At 63.6% G+C, this 19,610-nt stretch carries 20 protein-coding genes; 18 read left to right on the top strand and 2 right to left on the bottom strand.

The genetic code is table 11. The features are described 5' to 3' along the window. Positions 1–161: 161 nt before the first annotated feature. Positions 162–419, top strand: coding sequence for a hypothetical protein (locus MJ601_RS14990; RefSeq protein ID WP_242127813.1), 258 nt, complete (start codon positions 162–164; stop codon positions 417–419). A gap of 39 nt (positions 420–458) precedes the next feature. On the opposite strand, the gene MJ601_RS14985 is transcribed toward MJ601_RS14990, so the two are convergent. Together MJ601_RS14985 and MJ601_RS14980 are read right to left on the bottom strand one after the other, a co-directional pair. Further along, complete coding sequence (locus MJ601_RS14985) at positions 459–662, bottom strand: DUF5818 domain-containing protein (RefSeq protein WP_242127812.1); 204 nt, start codon at positions 660–662, stop codon at positions 459–461. Positions 663–667: 5 nt separating this feature from the next. Further along, complete coding sequence (locus tag MJ601_RS14980; RefSeq protein WP_242127810.1) at positions 668–853, bottom strand: DUF1328 domain-containing protein; 186 nt, start codon at positions 851–853, stop codon at positions 668–670. Between the two features lie 238 nt (positions 854–1,091). On the opposite strand from MJ601_RS14980, the gene MJ601_RS14975 reads away from it, so the two are divergent. From MJ601_RS14975 to MJ601_RS14895, 17 genes are all read left to right on the top strand, one after another. Continuing rightward, positions 1,092–1,835: a DUF4198 domain-containing protein gene (locus MJ601_RS14975; RefSeq protein WP_242127809.1), complete on the top strand. Its 744-nt coding sequence runs from the start codon at positions 1,092–1,094 to the stop codon at positions 1,833–1,835. Between the two features lie 23 nt (positions 1,836–1,858). Further along, positions 1,859–2,239 carry a hypothetical protein gene (locus tag MJ601_RS14970; protein WP_242127807.1) on the top strand — a complete coding sequence of 127 codons (381 nt, stop codon included), beginning with the start codon at positions 1,859–1,861 and terminating at the stop codon, positions 2,237–2,239. A 9-nt stretch (positions 2,240–2,248) separates the two neighbouring features. Continuing rightward, complete coding sequence (locus tag MJ601_RS14965; RefSeq protein ID WP_242127805.1) at positions 2,249–2,977, top strand: HupE/UreJ family protein; 729 nt, start codon at positions 2,249–2,251, stop codon at positions 2,975–2,977. A 1-nt stretch (position 2,978) separates the two neighbouring features. Beyond that, a complete protein-coding gene (locus MJ601_RS14960; protein WP_242127803.1) occupies positions 2,979–3,587 on the top strand; it encodes a hypothetical protein in 609 nt (202 codons plus the stop codon). A gap of 19 nt (positions 3,588–3,606) precedes the next feature. Next, on the top strand, positions 3,607–4,818 hold the full coding sequence (locus tag MJ601_RS14955) for an acetyltransferase domain-containing protein (protein ID WP_242127802.1): 1,212 nt from the start codon (positions 3,607–3,609) through the stop codon (positions 4,816–4,818). 335 nt (positions 4,819–5,153) lie between these two features. After that, positions 5,154–7,298: a TonB-dependent siderophore receptor gene (locus MJ601_RS14950; protein ID WP_242127801.1), complete on the top strand. Its 2,145-nt coding sequence runs from the start codon at positions 5,154–5,156 to the stop codon at positions 7,296–7,298. A 97-nt stretch (positions 7,299–7,395) separates the two neighbouring features. Beyond that, a complete protein-coding gene (locus tag MJ601_RS14945) occupies positions 7,396–8,445 on the top strand; it encodes a PepSY-associated TM helix domain-containing protein (RefSeq protein WP_242127800.1) in 1,050 nt (349 codons plus the stop codon). Next, positions 8,442–9,368, top strand: a complete 927-nt coding sequence (locus tag MJ601_RS14940) for a 2-hydroxyacid dehydrogenase (RefSeq protein ID WP_242127799.1) — start codon at positions 8,442–8,444, stop codon at positions 9,366–9,368. The genes MJ601_RS14945 and MJ601_RS14940 overlap by 4 nt, the downstream gene beginning before the upstream one ends. A gap of 286 nt (positions 9,369–9,654) precedes the next feature. Beyond that, positions 9,655–10,323: a haloacid dehalogenase type II gene (locus MJ601_RS14935; RefSeq protein ID WP_242127798.1), complete on the top strand. Its 669-nt coding sequence runs from the start codon at positions 9,655–9,657 to the stop codon at positions 10,321–10,323. A gap of 8 nt (positions 10,324–10,331) precedes the next feature. Beyond that, positions 10,332–11,615 carry an NAD(P)/FAD-dependent oxidoreductase gene (locus MJ601_RS14930; RefSeq protein WP_242127797.1) on the top strand — a complete coding sequence of 428 codons (1,284 nt, stop codon included), beginning with the start codon at positions 10,332–10,334 and terminating at the stop codon, positions 11,613–11,615. Further along, positions 11,612–13,147, top strand: a complete 1,536-nt coding sequence (locus MJ601_RS14925; RefSeq protein WP_242127796.1) for an ABC transporter substrate-binding protein — start codon at positions 11,612–11,614, stop codon at positions 13,145–13,147. The genes MJ601_RS14930 and MJ601_RS14925 overlap by 4 nt, the downstream gene beginning before the upstream one ends. Further along, positions 13,147–14,127, top strand: coding sequence for an ABC transporter permease (locus MJ601_RS14920; protein WP_242127795.1), 981 nt, complete (start codon positions 13,147–13,149; stop codon positions 14,125–14,127). Before MJ601_RS14925 ends, MJ601_RS14920 begins: the two co-directional genes overlap by 1 nt. Next, positions 14,124–14,945, top strand: a complete 822-nt coding sequence (locus MJ601_RS14915) for an ABC transporter permease (RefSeq protein WP_242127794.1) — start codon at positions 14,124–14,126, stop codon at positions 14,943–14,945. The genes MJ601_RS14920 and MJ601_RS14915 overlap by 4 nt, the downstream gene beginning before the upstream one ends. Beyond that, the gene (locus MJ601_RS14910; protein WP_242127793.1) at positions 14,942–16,804 is read left to right on the top strand and encodes an ABC transporter ATP-binding protein; all 1,863 of its coding nucleotides are present in this window, start codon (positions 14,942–14,944) and stop codon (positions 16,802–16,804) included. Before MJ601_RS14915 ends, MJ601_RS14910 begins: the two co-directional genes overlap by 4 nt. Beyond that, positions 16,801–17,109, top strand: a complete 309-nt coding sequence (locus tag MJ601_RS14905; RefSeq protein ID WP_242127792.1) for a (2Fe-2S)-binding protein — start codon at positions 16,801–16,803, stop codon at positions 17,107–17,109. Before MJ601_RS14910 ends, MJ601_RS14905 begins: the two co-directional genes overlap by 4 nt. Beyond that, on the top strand, positions 17,091–18,464 hold the full coding sequence (locus MJ601_RS14900) for an FAD/NAD(P)-dependent oxidoreductase (RefSeq protein ID WP_242127791.1): 1,374 nt from the start codon (positions 17,091–17,093) through the stop codon (positions 18,462–18,464). The genes MJ601_RS14905 and MJ601_RS14900 overlap by 19 nt, the downstream gene beginning before the upstream one ends. Continuing rightward, entirely contained in the window at positions 18,461–19,591 is a 1,131-nt protein-coding gene (locus MJ601_RS14895) for an NAD(P)/FAD-dependent oxidoreductase (RefSeq protein ID WP_242127790.1), read from the top strand. The genes MJ601_RS14900 and MJ601_RS14895 overlap by 4 nt, the downstream gene beginning before the upstream one ends. Positions 19,592–19,610: the final 19 nt, after the last annotated feature.

Genomic DNA, 19,610 nt, shown 5'->3' with positions numbered 1-19,610 from the left:
GGACAGCCGCGTTCTGGTTCAAGGAGCGGGCTACGCAGAGATGAAAAACGGGTCGCTCGCTCTGACTGTCGTCGTTGCATCATGTCTGACGCGAAACGCATGCCTTCGCTCACGCCGATGCCCGATAATATATGTCTGAGGAGGAAGAGACGATGCGCCCAATGTCCAACCTCGCTACCGGCAAATCTTTTGACCCGGCCTTAAGGGGTTACATCATTCATTATCATCCGGGGGAAGCCAATCACTGCCCCAGTTGCGGCCGCAGCCAGTGGATGGTCGGCCGCCTGATGGCGGAATGCGCCTATTGCGAAACCGCGCTTCCGCTGGAAAATAACAGGGGCGTCGGCGCCTGCGCCCGTTTCGTGCGCGCGCATGACGTCATGACCCCTTGCGATCCCCGCGATTCGTTCAATCCGTGATGAGAGCACGGTTCTGAAGCCAATATGGCCGCAGCCCGTTCAGGCAGCGGCCACCCCTTCCACCTCGACAATATCGTCCCCGGCATAATATCCCTGCACCCGCACCCGTTTTTCGACATGGTCGACGGGCACGCGCAGCAGCACCAGCCGAAAGGTGCCGCCCAGATCGCGCTGGAGCAGGAAGCCGGCCTCGTCGCGTATCAGCCGGCCAGTCTCGTCCACTCCAGCGCCAATCTCGGTCATGGACGTCAGTCTATAGCGTTCTTGATGCCCTTGCCAGCCAGAAGACCCAGGACGAGGAAGATGGCGAACAGCGCAATCGCGACGATGAACAGAATCTTGGCGATGCCGACAAATGTGCCCGCAGCCCCACCAAAGCCCAAGATGGCAAGCACGGCGGCGATCACGAGCGAGATGATGGCCAGACGGATCATGCGACTCTCCTTTCGATGAAACAGCCGATTTCTCAACGGACGATGCAGCGAGGGGTTCCGGCCAGCGGGGAGAAGAGCGGCTGTCCGGACCATTTCCGCAGAGTTGCAACGCTTCACCTATTTGCGTCACTCATTTGACATAATCTGCTTCCGCCCGTCCTCAATTCGGCATCAAACGGCTGGCCGCTATCATAGCCTGCTTCTCCAAGAGGACATTTTGACCCAGCGGAGGCCTGCCATGAAATCGAACCGACTGATCACCGCAGCCCTTTGCGCGGGTGTCGCCCTTGCCGCCGCGGCGCCGTTGAGCGCCCATGGCATCTGGTTCGCGCAGCGGGCAAAGCAGCTTGCCCTGATCTATGGCGTGGGTGCCGACGATCTGGACGCGGTGAAGCGCCTGCCGCTGGTCAAGACCGTCACCGGCTATGACAGCGACTGGGCACCGGTCAACGTCTCGCTGCGCACGGCGGGAGCGATCCCGGTCGTCGACAGCGACGAACCGGTGGCGGCCGTCGCGGCGGTCATGGACTATGGCTATTGGAGCAAGACGCCCGATGGCGAATGGCACAACAAGGGCCGCGATGAAGTGCCCAACGCCACGCTGGCAGAGCATAATTTCAAATATGCAGTCCACCTGACGCAGATGCCGACCAAGCCGGTTCCGCTGCTGGAGGGCCACACGCTCCAACTGGTTCCCGCGGACCTCAACATCCCCCAGAAGATGGGCGAGCCGATGAAGGTGCGCGTCTATTACAAGGGCAAGCCCGTCGCCGGGGCGACCGTCATGCAGGATTATGTCAACGATCCCGACGAGGCCGCTCCCGCCAAGACCGGCGCCGACGGCACCGCGACGATCAGGCTGCGCAACCAGGGCATCAACGTGCTGATGGCCATCTATGTCGGCCCGACCACCGACGAGAAGGTCGATCATGAGGAATATCGCGCCTCGCTCTCCTTCGTCCTGCCGCACGCGCCGGAATGAGCCTTCATCTTGGAGAATATGCCATGAAGTTCCTGTCTTTTCGCGCCGGTCTTGCGGCCCTTGCCCTTGCCGCCCTGCCCGCCACCGCCTTCGCCCATGGCAGCATGAAGCCGCAGCATGGCGGCTTGGTCCAGATGACGGGCGAGACGATGTTCGAACTCGTCACCGGCCCGAAGGGCGTCGACGTGTACCTCAGCGAGGAGGATGAGCCGATCCCGGCCGCAGCCTATACCGCAAAGCTGACGCAGAGCGCGGGCGGTGCCAAGACCGAGGCGGCGCTCAAGCCCGCGGGCGGCAACAAGCTCTCCGCGCCCGGCTTCAAGGCGGTCAAGGGCGCGAAGATCGTCGTCGCCCTGATCGACAAGAGCGGCGCCAAGACCTTCGCCACCTTCCAGACCAAATAGGAATCGGACATGATCGGCGCGACCCTTTCCCCACCCAGTTCCCGGAACCTGCGGCGGGTCGCGCTGCTCGCCCTGGGGCTGATGCTGGCGCTGCTGAGTTCGACGCTCTGGGCGCATGGCGTCAATGAGAATGACAAGGCCTTCATAGAAGGCGCATCGGGCGTCAACATCATCCCCTACATGTATCTGGGCGCCAAGCATATGGTGACCGGATACGACCATCTGCTGTTCCTGGCCGGGGTCATCTTCTTCCTCTACCGGTTGAAGGATGTCGGCGCCTATGTGACGCTGTTCGCCATCGGGCACAGCACGACGCTTCTGCTGGGCGTCATCCTCGACATCCGCGCCAATCCCTTCATCGTCGACGCCATCATCGGCCTGTCGGTGGTCTACAAGGCGATCGACAATCTGGACGGTTTCCGCACCTGGTTCGGCTTTTCGCCCAATCCCAAGGCGGCGGTGCTGATCTTCGGCTTTTTCCACGGCTTCGGGCTTGCCACCAAACTTCAGGAGTTGACCTTGGCGAAGGATGGAATGATATATAATCTCATTAGCTTCAATGTCGGCGTCGAGATGGGGCAGTTCATGGCGCTGACGATCATCCTTCTTCTCATGAACCTGTGGCGCATGAGCGACAGTTTCCGCCGCAGCGCCATCTTCGCCAACGCCGCGCTGATGACCGCCGGTTTCGTTCTGATCGGCTACCAGCTTGCCGGCTATTTCACTCAAGGGGCCTGACATGAACACGCAGACCATATCCGCGCCTCCTGCCCGGATTTCTCCTTCCCCCGCGGCACTGGCCAAGGCGACCGGCGGCGCGGCGATCGCTGCGGCCGCGATCCTGACGCTGTTCGTGCTGCCCGCCGAATATGGCATCGACCCTAGCGGCGTCGGAACGGCCCTGGGCCTCACCGGCATGGTCGCGGGCAAGCCGAAAACCGTGCCCGCCACTCCCGCCCCTGCAGGTGCAAGTGATATTCCCACCCCCAGCAAGGCAAGCATTTCCCGGTCCACGCCGTGGCGGCAGGATGAAATGACGATCGCCCTGCCCCCGCACAGCGGGCAGGAAGTGAAGGCGCATATGCAGAAGGGCGACAGCTTCATCTTCGAATGGAAGTCGACCGGCCCGATCAAGGCGGAAATGCATGGCGAAGAACCGAACGCCGCCGACGATGCCTTTACCGATTACTGGAAGGAACTGGAGATCAGCGGCGGACAGGGAGACTTCACCGCGCCCTTTGCCGGCATCCATGGCTGGTATTTCCGCAACAAGGGCGAGACTCCCGTTACCGTCACGGTGAAGACGGTGGGCTTCTACAAGGATATCTACCAGCCCAAGGCCGAATAGAGCATAAAGGACAGGTGCCATGAGCAGTATCGCGGGCCAAGCCCCCTCCATCGGCCTTAGGGCCTCCGCCTCCCCCATGGACGCCGCCAAGGCGCGCACGCGCCTGATCGCCATCGATGCGTTGCGTGGCCTCGTCATGCTGTTCATGCTGGTCGATCATGTGCGCGAAACATGGTTCCTGCATTTGCAGGTGACCGATCCGGTGAATGCGAACACGACCGATCCGGGACTGTTCTTCACTCGCCTGCTCTCGACTTTCTGCGCGCCGACCTTCGTGGCGCTGACGGGCCTGTCGGCCTGGCTCTACGGTCAGTCGCACAGCAAAGGCGAAGTGTCGGAATTCCTGTTCAAGCGCGGCCTGTTCCTGCTGTTCCTGGAATTCACCGTCGTCTGCTATGCATGGCCAACACAGGCGAACATATTTCCGCCGCCGGTCCTGTGGATGCAGGTGATCTGGACAATCGGCCTCAGCATGATCTGCCTTGCCGGCCTGATCCACCTTCCGCGCCCGGCGCAGTTCGCGCTAGGTCTGGCGATCGTCTGCCTGCACAATCTGCTCGATCCGCTCCGGCTGACGGCGGAATCGCCCTTCTTCATCCCCTGGGCGCTACTGCATCAGCGTGACAAGTTCGAGATTGCGGGCATGGCCTTCAAGACCACTTATCCGGTGCTGCCGTGGATCGGCGTGATCCTGCTCGGCTATGCCTGCGGTCCCTGGTTCGCGAAGGGCAGCGATCCGGAGCGGCGCATCCGGCGACTGACCATGCTGGGCCTTGGCCTCGTCATCGGCTTCGTCATGATCCGCTACCTCAACGTCTATGGCGACAAGCCCTGGTTCATTGCCCAGACGCCCCTGCGCACGGTGATGAGCTTCCTGGCGCTCACCAAATATCCGCCTTCGCTGCTGTTCCTGATGCCGACCATCGGCACCGGCTGCCTGCTGCTCGCGCTGTTCGAAACCTATCAGGACAGCAGGGCCATGCCGCACCTCGCCATGCTGGGCGGCGCCCCGATGTTCTATTATATCCTGCATCTCTACACGCTGAAGGTCATCTACAACATCGCGCTGCTGATGTACGGCCCGACCAAGGGCACGGTGTTCGGGGTCGACCATCTGCGCTGGGTGTGGATCTGGGTCTTCATCCTGATCCCCATCCTCTATTTCCCCACCCGCTGGTTCGCGCAACTCAAGCAGCGCCGCAAGGACATCTGGTGGCTTAAATATCTGTGATCCCGAGTGCCTGCGGGTTCCTGGCCGCCTTCCCTGTGGAAGGCGGCCTTTTTCCCGGGCTTCCCGCGAGAGTAAACAGCCGGCGCACGACCGGATTTTCATGCCGTCCGGAAGGTCATTTCACAATTTTTCACCGTCAGGAGCACCCAGTTTGACGTAATATTTCTGCAACACGGACTTAGCCTGACTTCAACAAGAGGTGAAAATCACCCTGTGACCGGCCCCCGAACCAAAGGACGCGAAAGAAGTCCGGCGGGAAAGAAAGAGAAGAACAGGCCGGCTCACCCCGTTTCGCAGGACATAAGGGAACAGCGATTTTACAAGGGGTAAGCAATATGCGCAATTTTCCGGCTTTTCGTCTGGCCTTGACTGCCAGTGCCGCCGCCATCGCCTTCGCTTCCAGTGCCCAGGCCCAGACGGCAGGAGATGCCGGGGACGGCTCGATCGTCGTCACGGCGATGAAGCGCCAATATTTCGGCGACACGCCCGTCAAGGAAATCCCGCAGGCGGTGCAGTTCCTGGAAGGCAAGCTGCTCGACGACCTCAACATCACGCGCCTCGACACCGCGCTGGAACTGGCGAGCGGTGTTTCGAAGCAGAATAATTTCGGCGGCCTGTGGGACAGCTTCGCGATCCGTGGCTTTGCGGGCGACGAGAATTTCCCAAGCGGCTTCCTGGTCAACGGCTTCAACGGCGGCCGCGGCTATGGCGGTCCGCGCGATGCGTCGAACGTCGAGCGGATCGAAGTGCTGAAGGGACCGAATTCGGCGCTCTTCGGCCGCGGCGAGCCGGGCGGCACGATCAACATCGTCACCAAGAAACCGGTGCTGGAAAAGACCTTCGGCAGCTTCGGCGTCGCAGGCGGCAGTTGGAATAACTACCGCATCGAGGGCGACTATAACCTGCCCATCAACGAGATGTTTGCGGTACGCCTGAACGGAGCGGTGGAAGATGCCGACAGCTTCCGCGACACGGTCCACACCCGCAAATATGTGCTGACGCCGTCCTTCCTTGCCAAATTCTCGGACAAGGACCTGTTCACCTATGAAATGGAATATGTGAACCAGGCGGTGCCGTTCGATCGCGGCGTGGTGGCGCTCAAGGACCTGACGACGGGCGTTTACACACTGGGCGCCATTCCCAGCTCACGCTTCCTCGGCACGCCGCTCGATGGTCCGATCAAGGTCAAGGTTTTGGGCCATCAGGCGCAGTATCAGCATGACTTCAATGATGACTGGACGCTGATGCTGGGTGCCGGTTACAAGGACACGATCTTCCGGGGCTATTCCAGCGACCCTGAACTGGTTCAAAGCCGCCAGCAGCTCTATACGGACGGCCAAACACTTACTCGTCAGCGCCGCTATCGCGACTACAGCACCACCCATATGGTGTTCCGCGGCGAAATCAGTGGGAAGTTCGAAACCGGATCGATCCTCCACAATATCCGCATTGGCGCGGATTGGGACCGTTTCAAGATCGACACCTACCAGACCCGTTACCGTCCGCGGCCTAACCCCTACAGCATCAATATCTATAATCCAGACTACAGCACTCCGGTTCCCACGCCCAACAGCATCGTTCAGAACGCGACCGAAATTCAGAAAGCCTGGGGCATTTATGCGCAGGACCAGATCGAGATCACCGAACAGCTGAAGGTTCGCTTCGGCGGCCGCTATGACGATTTCAGTCAGGATATCGACAACAGGGCTCCGGGCGCGATCGACCCCAACCCTCACAAGGCCTATACCAAATTCAGCCCGATGGCCGGTCTGGTGTTTGAGCCGACGAAAAGCCTGTCGTTCTATGCCAGCTATGGCAAGGGCTTCCGCCCCAATAGCGGCACCGACTGGCAGGGCACCCCATTCGATCCCGAAATCAGCCGTTCCTACGAGGTTGGTGCCAAGTTCGTCACGCCTGATGGCCGCTTGACCAGCACCTTGTCGCTTTACTCTATGAAAAAGACGAACGTGTTGAGCAACGACTCTGCTCATGCGGGCTTCTCGGCGCCTGTGGGCGCTGCCAAAAGCAAGGGTGTTGAGTTCGACCTTAATGCCAAGCTACCCGCTGGTTTCGAACTGTTCCTGACTTATGCCTATACCGACGCAGGATGGGCAGACGCTGTTACGGACCCGAATTTCCAGCAACCTATCAACAAGGGCGATCCGCTGATCAACATTCCCAAGCATCAGGGCAATGCCCTGCTGTTCAAGAATTTCTCGATCGGGGAGCATGAAGCCATGCTGGGCGCGGGCGTGAACTATGTCGGGCGGCGTCTGGGCGAGACCGCAACCACCTTTTTCCTCCCCAGCTATACGCTGGTAAAGGTGCTGGGTTCGTTCAACATCACCGACCAGATCAAGGTGTCTGCGGACGTCAATAATCTGCTGAACAAAACCTACTACGCCAGTTCCTATGCAAGCTTGTGGGTCCAGCCGGGCACGCCGCGGTCGTTCACGGTTCGGGCGACGTTTGATTTCTGATGCTCTGATGTCGGGCCTCTAAGCTCGATCGGCCACCGGCGACCCAACCCTCCAAGCCTGAGGGTCGCCGGTGGCTTTTTCCTGTTCGGAGAATGCAATGAGCCGGGGGCAATGGCTTCGCATCCATAAATATATCGGGCTGACCATGGCGGCGTTGCTGCTGGTGCAGGCGCTCACCGGCATATTGCTCCTTTATCGCGGGCCGGTGGCGCGGACGATCGATCCTGCCGGGATGGTGAGCCATGCAAGCGGGCCGGTCGTTTCCGCCGGGACGGTCGTGACGGAAGCGGAGAAGGCGCTGCCCGGCTTTGCCGTGGCCCGGTTGTTCGCGCCCGATGTCGAGGGCGCGACCTATATGGCGGAAATGAGCGATGCGCAGGGCGCAATCCGCTATGCCTCGATCGATCCGGCGGGCGGAAAGCTGCTGCGTGCAGGCAGCGTCTGGGCTTTTCCGGTAGAGGCGGCGCTTCAGATTCACTACCGGCTGATGGCGGGCAAGGCGGGCATGGCCGTCGTGCTGCTGAATGCGCTGGGGCTGTTTGCCATGGCTGTGACGGGCCTGGTCTTCTGGTGGCCCAGGCGCGGGCCGGTGGCGAAACATCTTGCAATCCGCTGGAGCGTGGCTTTCCGGCTGGTGTTGCGGCAATTGCATCGCACCGTTGGCGTGGTGGCGTCGCTGCTTCTGGCTTTTCTCGCGGTAACCGGGATGTTGCTGATCGTGCCGGAACTTCTGGATGGGGATGGTCCCGCGCCGCGTCACCGAGCAGTCAACGCGGCGATGATCGACCAAGGATTGGCCTTGGCGCAAAGCACCTTTCCCGACAGCAGGCTCCGCGACTTCCGCCTGACCGACGAGCGCCTGACCGTCAATTTCCACGCGCCGGAGCGTAATGCGCTGGCCGTCCATCGCGTTGTCGTCACCATCGCCGCGCCGCATATCGTCAGCGCCACCCCCGCCGAGCAGAATCGCGCGCTCTGGATGACCGTCCTGCCTCTGCATGCGGGCAACAGCCTGGGGCCGGTTGGGCCGATGCTGTGGATGGTCGCGGCCCTGGCGCTCCTTGCCCTGTCCATTTCCGGGCCGCTGATGTGGTGGCAGGCTCGTGCCCTGCGCCGCCGTGTCCCAATCAGAAAGTTGCCCGCATGACGCTGCTTTACACCTCCGACCCCGAACGCGGCCGCATCTGGCGTGAGATATTCGCGACCGAAGCGCCTGACATCGCCTTCGTGACCCCCGATGAAATGGGTGATCCGGCCGCGATCCGCTATCTGGCGGCATGGGACCCGTCCGCCGATCTGCTGGCGCGGCTATCGGGGCTGGAAATCCTCTTTTCGGTGGGCGCCGGGATCGACCAGTTCGACATGGGCAAGCTGCCACCCCATGTCCGGCTGGTGCGCATGATCGAGCCGGGCATCACAGAAGGCATGGTGGAATATGTCTGTGGCGCGGTGCTGACGCTGCACCGCAAGCTGATCGACTATCGCATCGCGCAGCAGGAGCATCGCTGGGCGCCGGTCAAGCTTGTCCCCGCCGCCGCGCGCCGCGTCGGGGTGATGGGGCTGGGGCAACTGGGACAGGCCGTGCTGCGCGCGCTCCGCCCCTTCGGCTTTGCGCTATCGGGGTGGAGCCGGTCGCGTCGCGATATCGAGGGCGTGAACTGCCATGCCGGCGAGGCGGAATTGCCTGCCTTCCTGTCGGGTTGCGACATCCTCATCTGCCTCCTGCCTTTGACAGCGGAGACCCGCGGCATTTTGTGCCGGGACACGCTGTCGCAACTGCCGGATGGCGCTGCGCTGGTCAATGTCGGTCGGGGCGGACATCTGGTGGAGCATGATCTGCTGTCGCTGCTAGAAGAGGAGCATCTTTCTGCGGCGATCCTGGACGTGACAGAGCCTGAACCGCTGCCCGAACAGCATCCCTTCTGGGACCATCCGCGCATCCTGCTGACGCCTCACATCGCCAGCATGACACGCGCGGACAGCGCGGCGCGAGCGTTGATCGCCAATATTCGCAAGTTTGAAGCTGGCCTGCCAATGGACGGCGAAGTTCGCCCGGACCGGGGCTATTAACCGTTCCTCATCTTCGCTCCCGCTCAGGCGGGAATGACGACGGCGGAGGTAAAAGCGTCGACATTATCTGCCGCCCTTCGGCTTGTCGGCCGGTCCAAAGCAGCTTTCCATCCCCGCGATTGCCGTCCCGATCGGCCCGCGGCAAACTATGCCGAAACCATGGTATAAAAGGTCCAAATCTGCGCCGCTCGCCAAGCCAATCGGAGACATGTTCCGGACAGCCCATGCCGTAATGGCCCCATCGAAACGGCCCCACGGCCATGCTCAACAAGGGGGATTTCCACCCATGCCCAATTTCCGGCCCAAATATATCAGCTTCGACTGCTATGGCACGCTGACCCGTTTCCGCATGACGGAGATGGCGAGCGCCTTCATGGCCGACCGCGTGGCGACAGAGGACCTGCCCGCCTTCTGCAAGGATTGGGGCGCCTATCGGCTGGACCAGGTACTGGGTCCGTGGGAACCCTATCAGGAGATCATCCGCAATTCGCTCAGGCGCACCTGCAAGCGCTGGGGCGTCGAATATCGCGAGGCCGATGCCGACGCGGTCTACAATGCCGTCCCCACCTGGGGTCCGCATGAGGATGTGCCGGGCGGCCTTTCCAAGATCGGCGACAAGATTCCTCTCGTCATCCTCTCCAACGCGATGAACGACCAGATCCATCACAATGTCGGCATGTTGGGCGCGCCCTTCCACGCCGTCTACACCGCGCAGATGGCACAGGCCTACAAGCCCCGCATGCAGGCGTTCGAATATATGTTCGACCAGCTTGGCGCGAAGCCTGAAGAGATGATGCACGTATCCTCCAGCTTCCGTTATGACCAGAACACCGCGAGCGACCTGCATTTCGGCTGCCGCGTGTTCGTGGGCCGGGGGCATGAACCGTCCAACGCCTTCTATCGCGACGTCGAAATTCCGCATATCGGCGCTCTTCCGGCGGTCGTTGGCCTCTGACCCCAGCGATGAGCGCGTCCCCCCTCTCCTATTGGCTCGCCAGCGCCCCCGCCTTCACCGGCGGGGCGCGGGGCGCGGTGGAAGGCAAGGCAGATGTCGTCATTATAGGCGGCGGCTTCACCGGGCTTTCGGCGGCACTGGCGCTGGCAAAGCGCGGCGCGAGCGTCGTGCTGCTGGAGGCGGGGCGCGTGGTGGGCGAGGCATCGGGACGCAATGGCGGCCAGTGCAACAATGGAACGGCGCATGACTATGGCGCCCTCTCCGCCCGCTTCGGCAAGGAGATCGCCAAGGTCTATTATCGCGCCCATTGCGATGCGGTCGACATGGTGGAGCGGCTGGTGACGGAGGAGGCCATCGATTGCGCCTTCAACCGCTGCGGCCGCGTGAAGCTCGCCGCCAAGCCGCAACATTATGAGAAGCTGGTGCGCGCGCATGACCTGCTCGCCGCCGAGGTGGACGATGATGTCCGGCTCGTGCCGCCGGAGCGTATCCGCGAGGAAGTGGGATCGGACGCCTTTTACGGCGCGCTGATCCAGACGACCAGCGCGCAGCTTCATCCGGCGCGTTTCGGCATCGGGCTGGCGGAGGCCGCCGCGCGGGCGGGCGCGAAAATATATGAGGGCGCGGAGGTGACGGGGCTGGACAAGCTGGCCGCGGGCTGGCGCCTGACCACGCCCAGGGGACAGGTCGTGGCGGACCAGGTGCTGGTCGCGACGGGCGGAGCGCCCGCCGCCGCGCCCTTCGGCTGGTTCCGGCGGCGGATCGTGTCGGTGGGAAGCTTCGTGGTAGCGACGCAGCCGCTCGACGATGCGCTGATCGACAGGCTGTTGCCCGGCCGGCGCAACTATGTAACCAGCAAGAATATCGGCAATTATTTCCGCCTGACCGCCGACAACCGGCTGATCTTCGGCGGACGGGCGCGCTTTGCGATCAGTGACCCGCGTTCGGACCTCAAGAGCGGGCGCATCCTGGAACAGACGATGGGCGATATCTTCCCGGCGCTGAAGGGCGTGGGCATCGACCATGTGTGGGGTGGGATGGTCGACCTGACCGCCGATCGGCTGCCGCGCGCGGGCGAACAGGACGGGCTTTTCTATTCCATGGGCTATAGCGGCCATGGCGTGCAGATGGCGACCTATATGGGCCAGATGATGGCGCGGGCGATGGCGGGGGACAAAGCCGCCAATCCCTGGGACGGCCTCGACTGGCCCAGCGTTCCCGGCCATTTCGGCAAACCCTGGTTCCTGCCGCTGGTCGGCCTTTGGTACAAATGGCAGGACATCATCCATTGACCGACGGGCTTCCCTTTTCGCGGCGCGAGCTGCTGGGCGGATTGGGCGCCGGGCTGTTGTTGCCACAGGCTGCCCTTGCCGCGCAGCCCGGGCCACGCGTCGGAGGGCGCATTCGCGTGGCGAGCCTGTCCAGTTCGACCGCCGACACGCTCGATCCGGCCAAGGGCGCGCTGTCGACCGACTATGTGCGCCATTATATGTTCTACAACGGGTTGACGGAGCTGGACGGCAACATGGTCGCCCGCCCCGCTCTGGCCGAACGGATCGAGAGCGGCGACCAGCAGAACTGGCATATCCGTCTGCGCCGGGGCGTCAGCTTCCATGATGGGGCGACTTTGTCGGCCCGGGATGTGGCCTGGTCGCTGCTGCGGCACAAGGACCCGGCGACCGGCTCGAAAATGGCGACCATCGCCGATCAGTTTGCCGAAGTGAAGGCGACAGGGCCGCTCGATGTCACCATCCGCCTGACCGGTCCCAATGCCGACCTGCCGACCATCCTCGCCCAGTCGCATTTCCTGATCCTGCGCGCCGGGACCAGGGATTTTCGCAGCGCCAACGGCACCGGCCCCTATCGCTGCGCGCAATTCCGACCCGGCGTGCGGACGCTCGCGCGGCGCAACCCTGACTATTGGCGCAACGGCAAGCCCTATCTGGAAGAGATCGAGCTGATCGGCATTCCCGACGAGGTCAGCCGCGTCAACGCGTTGCTGTCGGGCGACGTTCACCTCATCATCGCGGTCAACCCGCGCTCGGCCAAGCGCGTCCGCGCCTCGCGCGGCCATGCCCTGCTGGAAAGCAAGTCCGGCCTCTACACCAACCTCATCATGCGGCAGGATGGCGCGCCGACGAACAATCCCCATTTTGTCGCGGCGATGAAATATCTGGTCGACCGACCCCTCATCAAGCGAGCGCTCTATCGCGACTATGCGACGATCGCGAACGACCAGCCGATCCCCCCCTTCCATCCCTATTATCGCGCCGATCTGCCCCAGACCGGGCTCGATCTCGACAAGGCGAAATGGCATCTTCAGCGCGCGGGGCTGAGCGGCGTGCGCTTGCCCGTCTATGCTTCCCCGGCGGCGGACGGGTCGGTCGACATGGCGTCGATCATGCAGGAATATGGTTCGCGTGTGGGCCTGAACCTCGCCGTCAACCGGGTGCCGGGCGACGGATATTGGTCGACCCACTGGATGAAGCATCCGCTGACCTTCGGCAACACCAACCCGCGCCCGACCGCCGACCTGATCTTCAGCCTCTTCTACAAGTCCGATGCGGCCTGGAACGAGTCCGGCTGGAACAATCCGCGGTTCGACCGGCTGCTGCTGGAAGCGCGCGGCGAAGCGGATCAGGCCCGGCGCAAGCAGCTTTACGGCGAGATGCAGGGATTGGTGCATGACCGCTGCGGCGTCGCCATACCGGTCTTCATCAGCCTGATCGACGGCTACGACCGGCGCTTGAAGGGGTTGCGATCCATGTCCACCGGGGGCCTGATGGGTTATCAATTCGCCGAACATGTGTGGTGGGAAGGCTGATGGCGGGCGGTTCATCCACGTCCGGTGCGAGAGCGGCGCTGATGCTGACGGCCAAGCGTTTCGCCTCCTCGCTGCTGACGTTGTTTCTGGTGTCGGTAGTGGTTTTCACCATCGCGCAACTCCTCCCCGGCGACGCAGCGCAAGAAGCGTTGGGCCAGAGCGCAACCGCAGAACAGGTCGCCGCACTGCGCCATGAAATGGGCCTCGATCGCCCCGCGCCCGAACGTTATGCGAGCTGGCTGGGCGGCATGGTGAGCGGCGATCCCGGCCAGTCGATGGTCGCCAACCTGCCCGTTTCCGAAGTGATTTCCAGCCGCCTGCCCAACAGCCTGCTGCTGGCCGCTCTAAGCGCCCTGGTCGCCGTGCCGGTCGCCCTTGCCATCGGCATTGGTTCCGCCATGAACCGGGGTGGGCGGCTGGATCGGGCGCTCAACATCGCCACCCTCTCCATGGTCGCGGTGCCGGAATTTCTGGTGGCGACGCTCGCCGTGCTGATCTTCTCGGTAAAGCTGCGCTGGCTGCCCTCCATCGCGCTGGTCGCCGACGATATGAGCTGGGGCGACTATCTGCGCGGCGCGGCCATGCCGATCCTGTGCCTCGCCGTCGTCGTCATCGCCCAGATGGCCCGCATGACCCGCGCCGCCGTGATCGACCAGATGGACCGGCCCTATGTCGAAATGGCGGTATTGAAGGGCGTGCCGCCGGTGCGCGTCGTGCTGCGGCACATCATGCCCAATGCGGTCGCGCCCATCGTCAATGCCATGGCGCTCAGCCTTTCCTATCTGCTGGGCGGGGCGATCATCGTCGAGACCATCTTCAACTATCCGGGCCTGGCGAGCCTGATGGTGAACGCCGTCACGAGCCGGGACATGCCGCTGCTGCAAGCCTGCGCCATGATCTTCTGCGCGGCTTACCTCATCCTCATGCTGATCGCGGACGTCACCGCCATCCTCGCCAACCCCAGGCTGCGTGCGCAATGACCGCTTCTTCCCTCCGTTGGGCGAAGGCCCTTCCGCTGTCCGCCAAGGTCGGGCTGGCGTTCGTCCTCTTCTGGCTGGCCATCGCGATCTTCGGGCCGATGCTCGCGCCCTATCCGGTCGGCGCTTTCGTGGCCTATGACGTGTTCGACGGGATGTCGGCGCAGCATTGGCTGGGCAGCGACTATCTCGGCCGCGACGTGTTGAGCCGCCTGCTGTCGGGCGCGCGCTATACCGTAGGTCTGGCGGCCGCAGCCGCCATGCTCGCCAGCGCGACGGGCACGGCGCTGGCGCTGACCGCAGCCGTGGGCGGTGCCGGGGTCGACGAGCCGCTGTCCCGTTTCATGGACACGCTGATCTCGATCCCGTCCAAGATTTTCTCGCTGGTGCTGGTCGCGGCCTTCGGTTCCTCGCTGGCGCTGCTGCTGCTGATCGCGGCGGTGACCTATGTGCCTGGCAATTACCGCATCGCCCGCGCGCTGGCGGTGAACCTGGCGCAGATGGACTATGTGCAGGTGGCGCGGGCACGGGGCGAAGGGCGCTTCCACCTCGCGCTGCGCGAAATCCTTCCCAACATGATCCACCCGCTGCTGGCCGATTTCGGACTGCGCTTCGTGTTCATCGTGCTTCTGCTTTCGGGCCTGAGTTTCCTCGGCCTGGGCGTGCAGCCGCCGGATGCGGACCTCGGCTCGCTGGTGCGCGAGAATATTTCGGGCCTTGGCGAAGGCGCACTGGCGATCCTGATGCCTGCCATCGCCATTGCAACGCTGACGGTGGGCGTCAATCTGCTGATCGACGGCCTCAAGGGGAAGCGCCCATGACCGCGCATGTGCCAGATCCTCATGGGCCAAATCCTCATGGGCCAAATCCTCATGTGGAAGTGAAAGGCCTGCGCGTCACCGCCCGCAATGCAGCGGGCGAGATTTTCCCCATCGTCCGCGACATCGACTTCACGCTGAAACGCGGCGAGGTGCTGGCGCTGATCGGGGAATCCGGATCGGGCAAGACTACCATCGCGCTCACCCTGCTAGGCCATGCCCGGCCGGGCGCGACGATTGCGGGTGGATCCATCCGCGTGGGCGACTCCCAAATCCTTTCGCTGGATGCGAGGGGGCTGGCCCAGCTTCGCGGCAACCGCATCGCCTATATCGCGCAGTCGGCCGCCTCCGCTTTCAATCCCTCGCGCACGATCATGGATCAGGTGATAGAGCCTGCGCTGATCCACCATCTGATGCCGCGCGCTCAGGCCGAGAAAAAGGCCATCGAACTGTTCCGCGCCCTGGCCCTGCCCTTTCCCGACACCATTGGGTCGCGCTATCCGCACCAGCTTTCGGGCGGGCAGTTGCAGCGGCTGATGGCGGCGATGGCGCTCGTCACCGATCCTGAACTGGTCATATTGGACGAGCCGACCACGGCGCTCGACGTCACCACCCAGATCGAGGTGCTGCGTGCCTTCAAGGCGGTGGTGCTGGAGCGCGGCGCGACGGCCATCTATGTGTCGCACGACCTGGCGGTGGTGACGCAGATGGCGGACCAGATCGTCGTGCTGAACAAGGGCCGCATCCGCGAAAAGGGCAGCGCCGATCAGATACTGCACCGCCCCGTCGACGATTATACGAAAACGCTGATGGCAGCAGCCCGTCCTGCTATCCGATCCGCTCCGAAACAGGCGAATGTTCCTGCAGCGCCCCTGCTCGAAATCCGCGGCATGACGGCAGGCTATGGCAGGATCGGCAAGGACGGCCGCCCGCATATCCCCGTGCTACGCGACATCAACCTGAAGATCGAGCGCGGCGCGACGCTGGGCGTGATCGGGGAGTCCGGTTCGGGCAAGTCCACCATGGCGCGGGTGATCGCCGGGCTGTTGCCGGCCGCTCAAGGCGAGGTGCTGCTGGGTGGCGAGCCGCTCCCGCCGGGCCTCAAGGGGCGAAGCCGCGACCAGTTCCGGCGCATCCAGCTGGTGTTCCAGAATGCCGATACAGCACTGAATCCAGCCCATTCGGTGGGTCAGATTCTCTCTCGCCCGCTGGCCTTCTATCACAGGCTGACGGGTAATGCGGCGCGGCTGCGTGTGCTGGAACTGCTCGACCTCATCCGCCTGCCCTCTTCGGTTATCGACCGGCGCTGCGGCGAATTGTCGGGCGGGCAGAAGCAGCGCATCAACCTTGCCCGCGCTCTGGCCGCCGATCCCGAACTGATCCTCTGCGACGAGGTGACCTCAGCGCTCGACACGGTGGTGGGCGCAGCGATCCTCGACCTGATGGCGGAGCTGCGCAAGGAATTGGGCGTCGCCTATATGTTCATCAGCCACGATATTTCGACGGTGCGCGCGATCTGCGACGACATCCTCGTCCTCTATTCGGGCAATATGGTCGAGATGGGCGGGCGCGAAGGCTTCCGGGAAGCGCCCTTCCACCCCTATACCGACCTGCTGATCGGGTCCGTGCCGGAAATGCGCGCGGGCTGGCTGGAGGAAAGCGGCGCGGCGCGTTCGCTCCCCCTGATCGGAGCGTCGGCGGAAGAGGTCGAACTGTGCCGCTTCCTGCCGCGCTGCGCGGCGCGGATCGACGGGGTCTGCAACAAGGTCGCGCCGCCGCGCCACCGCCTTGCCAAGGGCAACGATATCCTGTGCCATCATGGAGAAGAGAGATTGACGAAGGTTCAGGGGGTGGCCGCATGAGCGGGCGCTTCGTTCGTCTGGGCGAAACGGAACGCCCGCCGGTCACGCTGCATGTCGATGGCCAGCCCGTCACGGCGCTGGAGGGCGACACGCTGATGGTCGCGCTGCTGAGTGCTGTCGGCACCCTGCGCAGTTCCGAATTCGGCGATGGCCGCCGGGCAGGCTTCTGCCTGATGGGCGCCTGTCAGGATTGCTGGGTGTGGACCGAACTTGGCGATCGCCTGCGCGCCTGCTCCACCCTTGCGGCTTCGGGCCAGCGCATCCTCACCAGCCAGCCGGAGCCGACATGGCCGAACCTCGGATAATCGTCGTCGGTGCAGGTCCGGCCGGTACGCGGGCGGCGGAGGCTGTGGTCAAGGCGGGCATCCGTCCGATCGTCATCGACGAAGGGCGGCGCGACGGCGGCCAGATCTACCGCCGCCAGCCCGACAATTTCAGCCGGCCCTATGAGAAGCTCTACGGCACCGAAGCCAGTCGCGCGAAGGCCCTGCACGACAGTTTCGACGCGCTGAAAGGACAGATCGACTATCGGCCCGAAACGCTGGTGTGGAATATCGCGGGCGGGCAGGTCTGGACGGCGAATGGCCATGTTCAGGAGACTCTGACCTATGATGCGCTGATCCTCTGCACCGGGGCGACGGATCGGCTGATGCCGGTCAAGGGCTGGAATCTGGCGGGCACCTACAGCCTCGGTGGGTCGCAGGTGGCGCTCAAGTCGCAGGCGGTGTCGATCGGGCACGAGGTGGTGTTCATGGGGTCCGGGCCGCTGCTCTATCTCGTCGCCTCGCAATATGCGGAGGCCGGAGCAAAGGTGGTTGCGGTCCTGGACACCTCGCCAGCCGGCGCGCGGATCAAGGCGCTGCCCGATCTGATGGCGCTGCCTTCCGTGCTGTGGAACGGCATCAAATTGACGCGCGCGCTGAAGAAGGCGGGCGTTCCGGTGCATCACCAGATTACGCCGGTCGAGATCATCGGTGATGCCGGCAGTGGCGTGAAAGGCGTGCGGTTCCGGAAGGCTTCGGGCGCGGAAAGGACGATCGGCTGCGATGCGGTCGCGGTTGGTTATCATCTGCGGCCTGAGACGCAGCTCGCCGACCTTGCGCGCTGCGAATTTGCCTTCGATCCCGGCACGCATCAATGGCTGCCCAGGCGCGATGCCGACGGGCGCGCCACGACGCAGGGCGTCTATCTTGCAGGCGACGGCGCAAAGATCCTTGGCGCCCGGTCTGCGGAGGCAAGCGGGAAGCTGGCTGCACTGGCGGCGCTTTGCGATCTTGGCTTGCCGGTCGATGGCGGAGAGATGACGGCGCTGCGCCGCGATGTCGCCACTTATGCGAAATTCGCACGGGGGCTGGCCAAGGCCTTCCCCTGGCCCGCCCAACAGGCAGCCGCCCTGCCCGACGAAGCGATCGTCTGCCGCTGCGAGACCGTCAGCGCGGGCAACCTGCGTGCCGTCATGCGCGAAACCGGCGCCATCGAAGCCAACCGGGCCAAGGCCTTCAGCCGCGTCGGCATGGGACGCTGCCAGGGACGCTATTGCGGCCTTGCCGCGGCGGAGATCATTGCCGCCGAAGCCAAAATCCCGGTTGAACAGGTCGGCCGTCTGCGCGGCCAGGCGCCGGTCAAGCCCCTGCCCATCGCCATCGGAGAAGAAGGATGAGCACGGCGAGCGACGTCATCATCGTGGGCGGCGGCCTCATGGGTTCTTCGGCGGCGTTGTTCCTGCGCGGCCATGGAATGTCGGTCACGCTGCTGGAAACCGACCTGATCGGGCGGCAGGCCAGCGGCACCAATTTCGGCAATGTGCGGCGGCAGGGGCGCGCGCTGCATCAGCTCCCCCTCGCCAACCGCGCCATCGCGATCTGGCGCAAGTCGCGGGAATTGCTGGGCGCGGACGTGGAATATCTGCAATCCGGGCATATCCGTGTCTGCTATCGGGAACGGCCCGAACTGGTCGGCGCGATGGAGGATTATGCCGACAAGGCCCGGCTGGAGGGCCTGGACCTCGAACTCCTCACCGGTAATGCGCTGCGGGCGAAATTTCCCTTTTTCGGGGCCGATGTGCTGGCGGGTTCCTATTCCGCGATGGACGGCCATGCCAATCCGCGCCTGGCCGCGCCTGCCTTTGCCCGGGCGGCGCAGCGCATGGGGGCAACCATCCATGAGAATACGAAGATCGTCGACGCGCAGAAGGTGGGGGAGGATTTCCTCGTCACCGCTCAGGATGGCCGCACGTTTCGCGCGCCGATATTGCTGATCACCGCCGGGGCATGGGGCAATGCGCTGTCGTCGCAATTTGGCGAGCCGGTGCCCATCGTCCCGCGCGGCCCAAACATGAGCGTGACCGAGCCGGTGCCTTACGCCATCCATCCCGCCGTCGGCGTGATGACCCCGATCGAGGAGGAAACCGTCTATTTCCGGCAGGTGGCACGCGGCAATATCGTGCTGGGCGGCAGTACGCGGGGGCCTTCCTATCCGGATGAGTATCGCAGCTATGTGCTGCCGCAGAACACGATGAGCCAGCTCAAACAGATACGCCGCCTTGCGCCCGCTCTCAGCAAGCTCAACATCATCCGAGTCTGGTCGGGCATCGAGGGCTATATGCCCGACAGCCAGCCCGTCATGGGGCCGAGCGCCACGACCAGCGGGCTTTATTATGCCTTCGGCTTTTCGGGCGCCGGGTTCCAGATCGGGCCGGGCGTGGGCGAGACGATGGCGGAAATCATCGCCAAAGGCGGCACGGATATTCCGATGGAGCCCTATCGGATCGGCCGGTTCGCGGAATAAGCTGTTGTGTTCCTGCGAA

Origin of the sequence: Sphingobium trunci (assembly GCF_022664535.1) — a bacterium.
In the GTDB taxonomy this organism is placed as follows: domain Bacteria; phylum Pseudomonadota; class Alphaproteobacteria; order Sphingomonadales; family Sphingomonadaceae; genus Sphingobium.
This window is presented reverse-complemented; position numbering and strand designations above follow the sequence as displayed.

Excerpts from the sequence above, each read along its gene's own strand:
- MJ601_RS14990 (WP_242127813.1), top strand. The coding sequence starts at position 162 with ATGTCCAACCTCGCTACCGGCAAATCTTTTGACCCGGCCTTAAGGGGT.
- MJ601_RS14985 (WP_242127812.1), bottom strand. The coding sequence starts at position 662 with ATGACCGAGATTGGCGCTGGAGTGGACGAGACTGGCCGGCTGATACGC.
- MJ601_RS14980 (WP_242127810.1), bottom strand. The coding sequence starts at position 853 with ATGATCCGTCTGGCCATCATCTCGCTCGTGATCGCCGCCGTGCTTGCC.
- MJ601_RS14975 (WP_242127809.1), top strand. The coding sequence starts at position 1,092 with ATGAAATCGAACCGACTGATCACCGCAGCCCTTTGCGCGGGTGTCGCC.
- MJ601_RS14970 (WP_242127807.1), top strand. The coding sequence starts at position 1,859 with ATGAAGTTCCTGTCTTTTCGCGCCGGTCTTGCGGCCCTTGCCCTTGCC.
- MJ601_RS14965 (WP_242127805.1), top strand. The coding sequence starts at position 2,249 with ATGATCGGCGCGACCCTTTCCCCACCCAGTTCCCGGAACCTGCGGCGG.
- MJ601_RS14960 (WP_242127803.1), top strand. The coding sequence starts at position 2,979 with ATGAACACGCAGACCATATCCGCGCCTCCTGCCCGGATTTCTCCTTCC.
- MJ601_RS14955 (WP_242127802.1), top strand. The coding sequence starts at position 3,607 with ATGAGCAGTATCGCGGGCCAAGCCCCCTCCATCGGCCTTAGGGCCTCC.
- MJ601_RS14950 (WP_242127801.1), top strand. The coding sequence starts at position 5,154 with ATGCGCAATTTTCCGGCTTTTCGTCTGGCCTTGACTGCCAGTGCCGCC.
- MJ601_RS14945 (WP_242127800.1), top strand. The coding sequence starts at position 7,396 with ATGAGCCGGGGGCAATGGCTTCGCATCCATAAATATATCGGGCTGACC.
- MJ601_RS14940 (WP_242127799.1), top strand. The coding sequence starts at position 8,442 with ATGACGCTGCTTTACACCTCCGACCCCGAACGCGGCCGCATCTGGCGT.
- MJ601_RS14935 (WP_242127798.1), top strand. The coding sequence starts at position 9,655 with ATGCCCAATTTCCGGCCCAAATATATCAGCTTCGACTGCTATGGCACG.
- MJ601_RS14930 (WP_242127797.1), top strand. The coding sequence starts at position 10,332 with ATGAGCGCGTCCCCCCTCTCCTATTGGCTCGCCAGCGCCCCCGCCTTC.
- MJ601_RS14920 (WP_242127795.1), top strand. The coding sequence starts at position 13,147 with ATGGCGGGCGGTTCATCCACGTCCGGTGCGAGAGCGGCGCTGATGCTG.
- MJ601_RS14915 (WP_242127794.1), top strand. The coding sequence starts at position 14,124 with ATGACCGCTTCTTCCCTCCGTTGGGCGAAGGCCCTTCCGCTGTCCGCC.
- MJ601_RS14910 (WP_242127793.1), top strand. The coding sequence starts at position 14,942 with ATGACCGCGCATGTGCCAGATCCTCATGGGCCAAATCCTCATGGGCCA.
- MJ601_RS14905 (WP_242127792.1), top strand. The coding sequence starts at position 16,801 with ATGAGCGGGCGCTTCGTTCGTCTGGGCGAAACGGAACGCCCGCCGGTC.
- MJ601_RS14900 (WP_242127791.1), top strand. The coding sequence starts at position 17,091 with ATGGCCGAACCTCGGATAATCGTCGTCGGTGCAGGTCCGGCCGGTACG.
- MJ601_RS14895 (WP_242127790.1), top strand. The coding sequence starts at position 18,461 with ATGAGCACGGCGAGCGACGTCATCATCGTGGGCGGCGGCCTCATGGGT.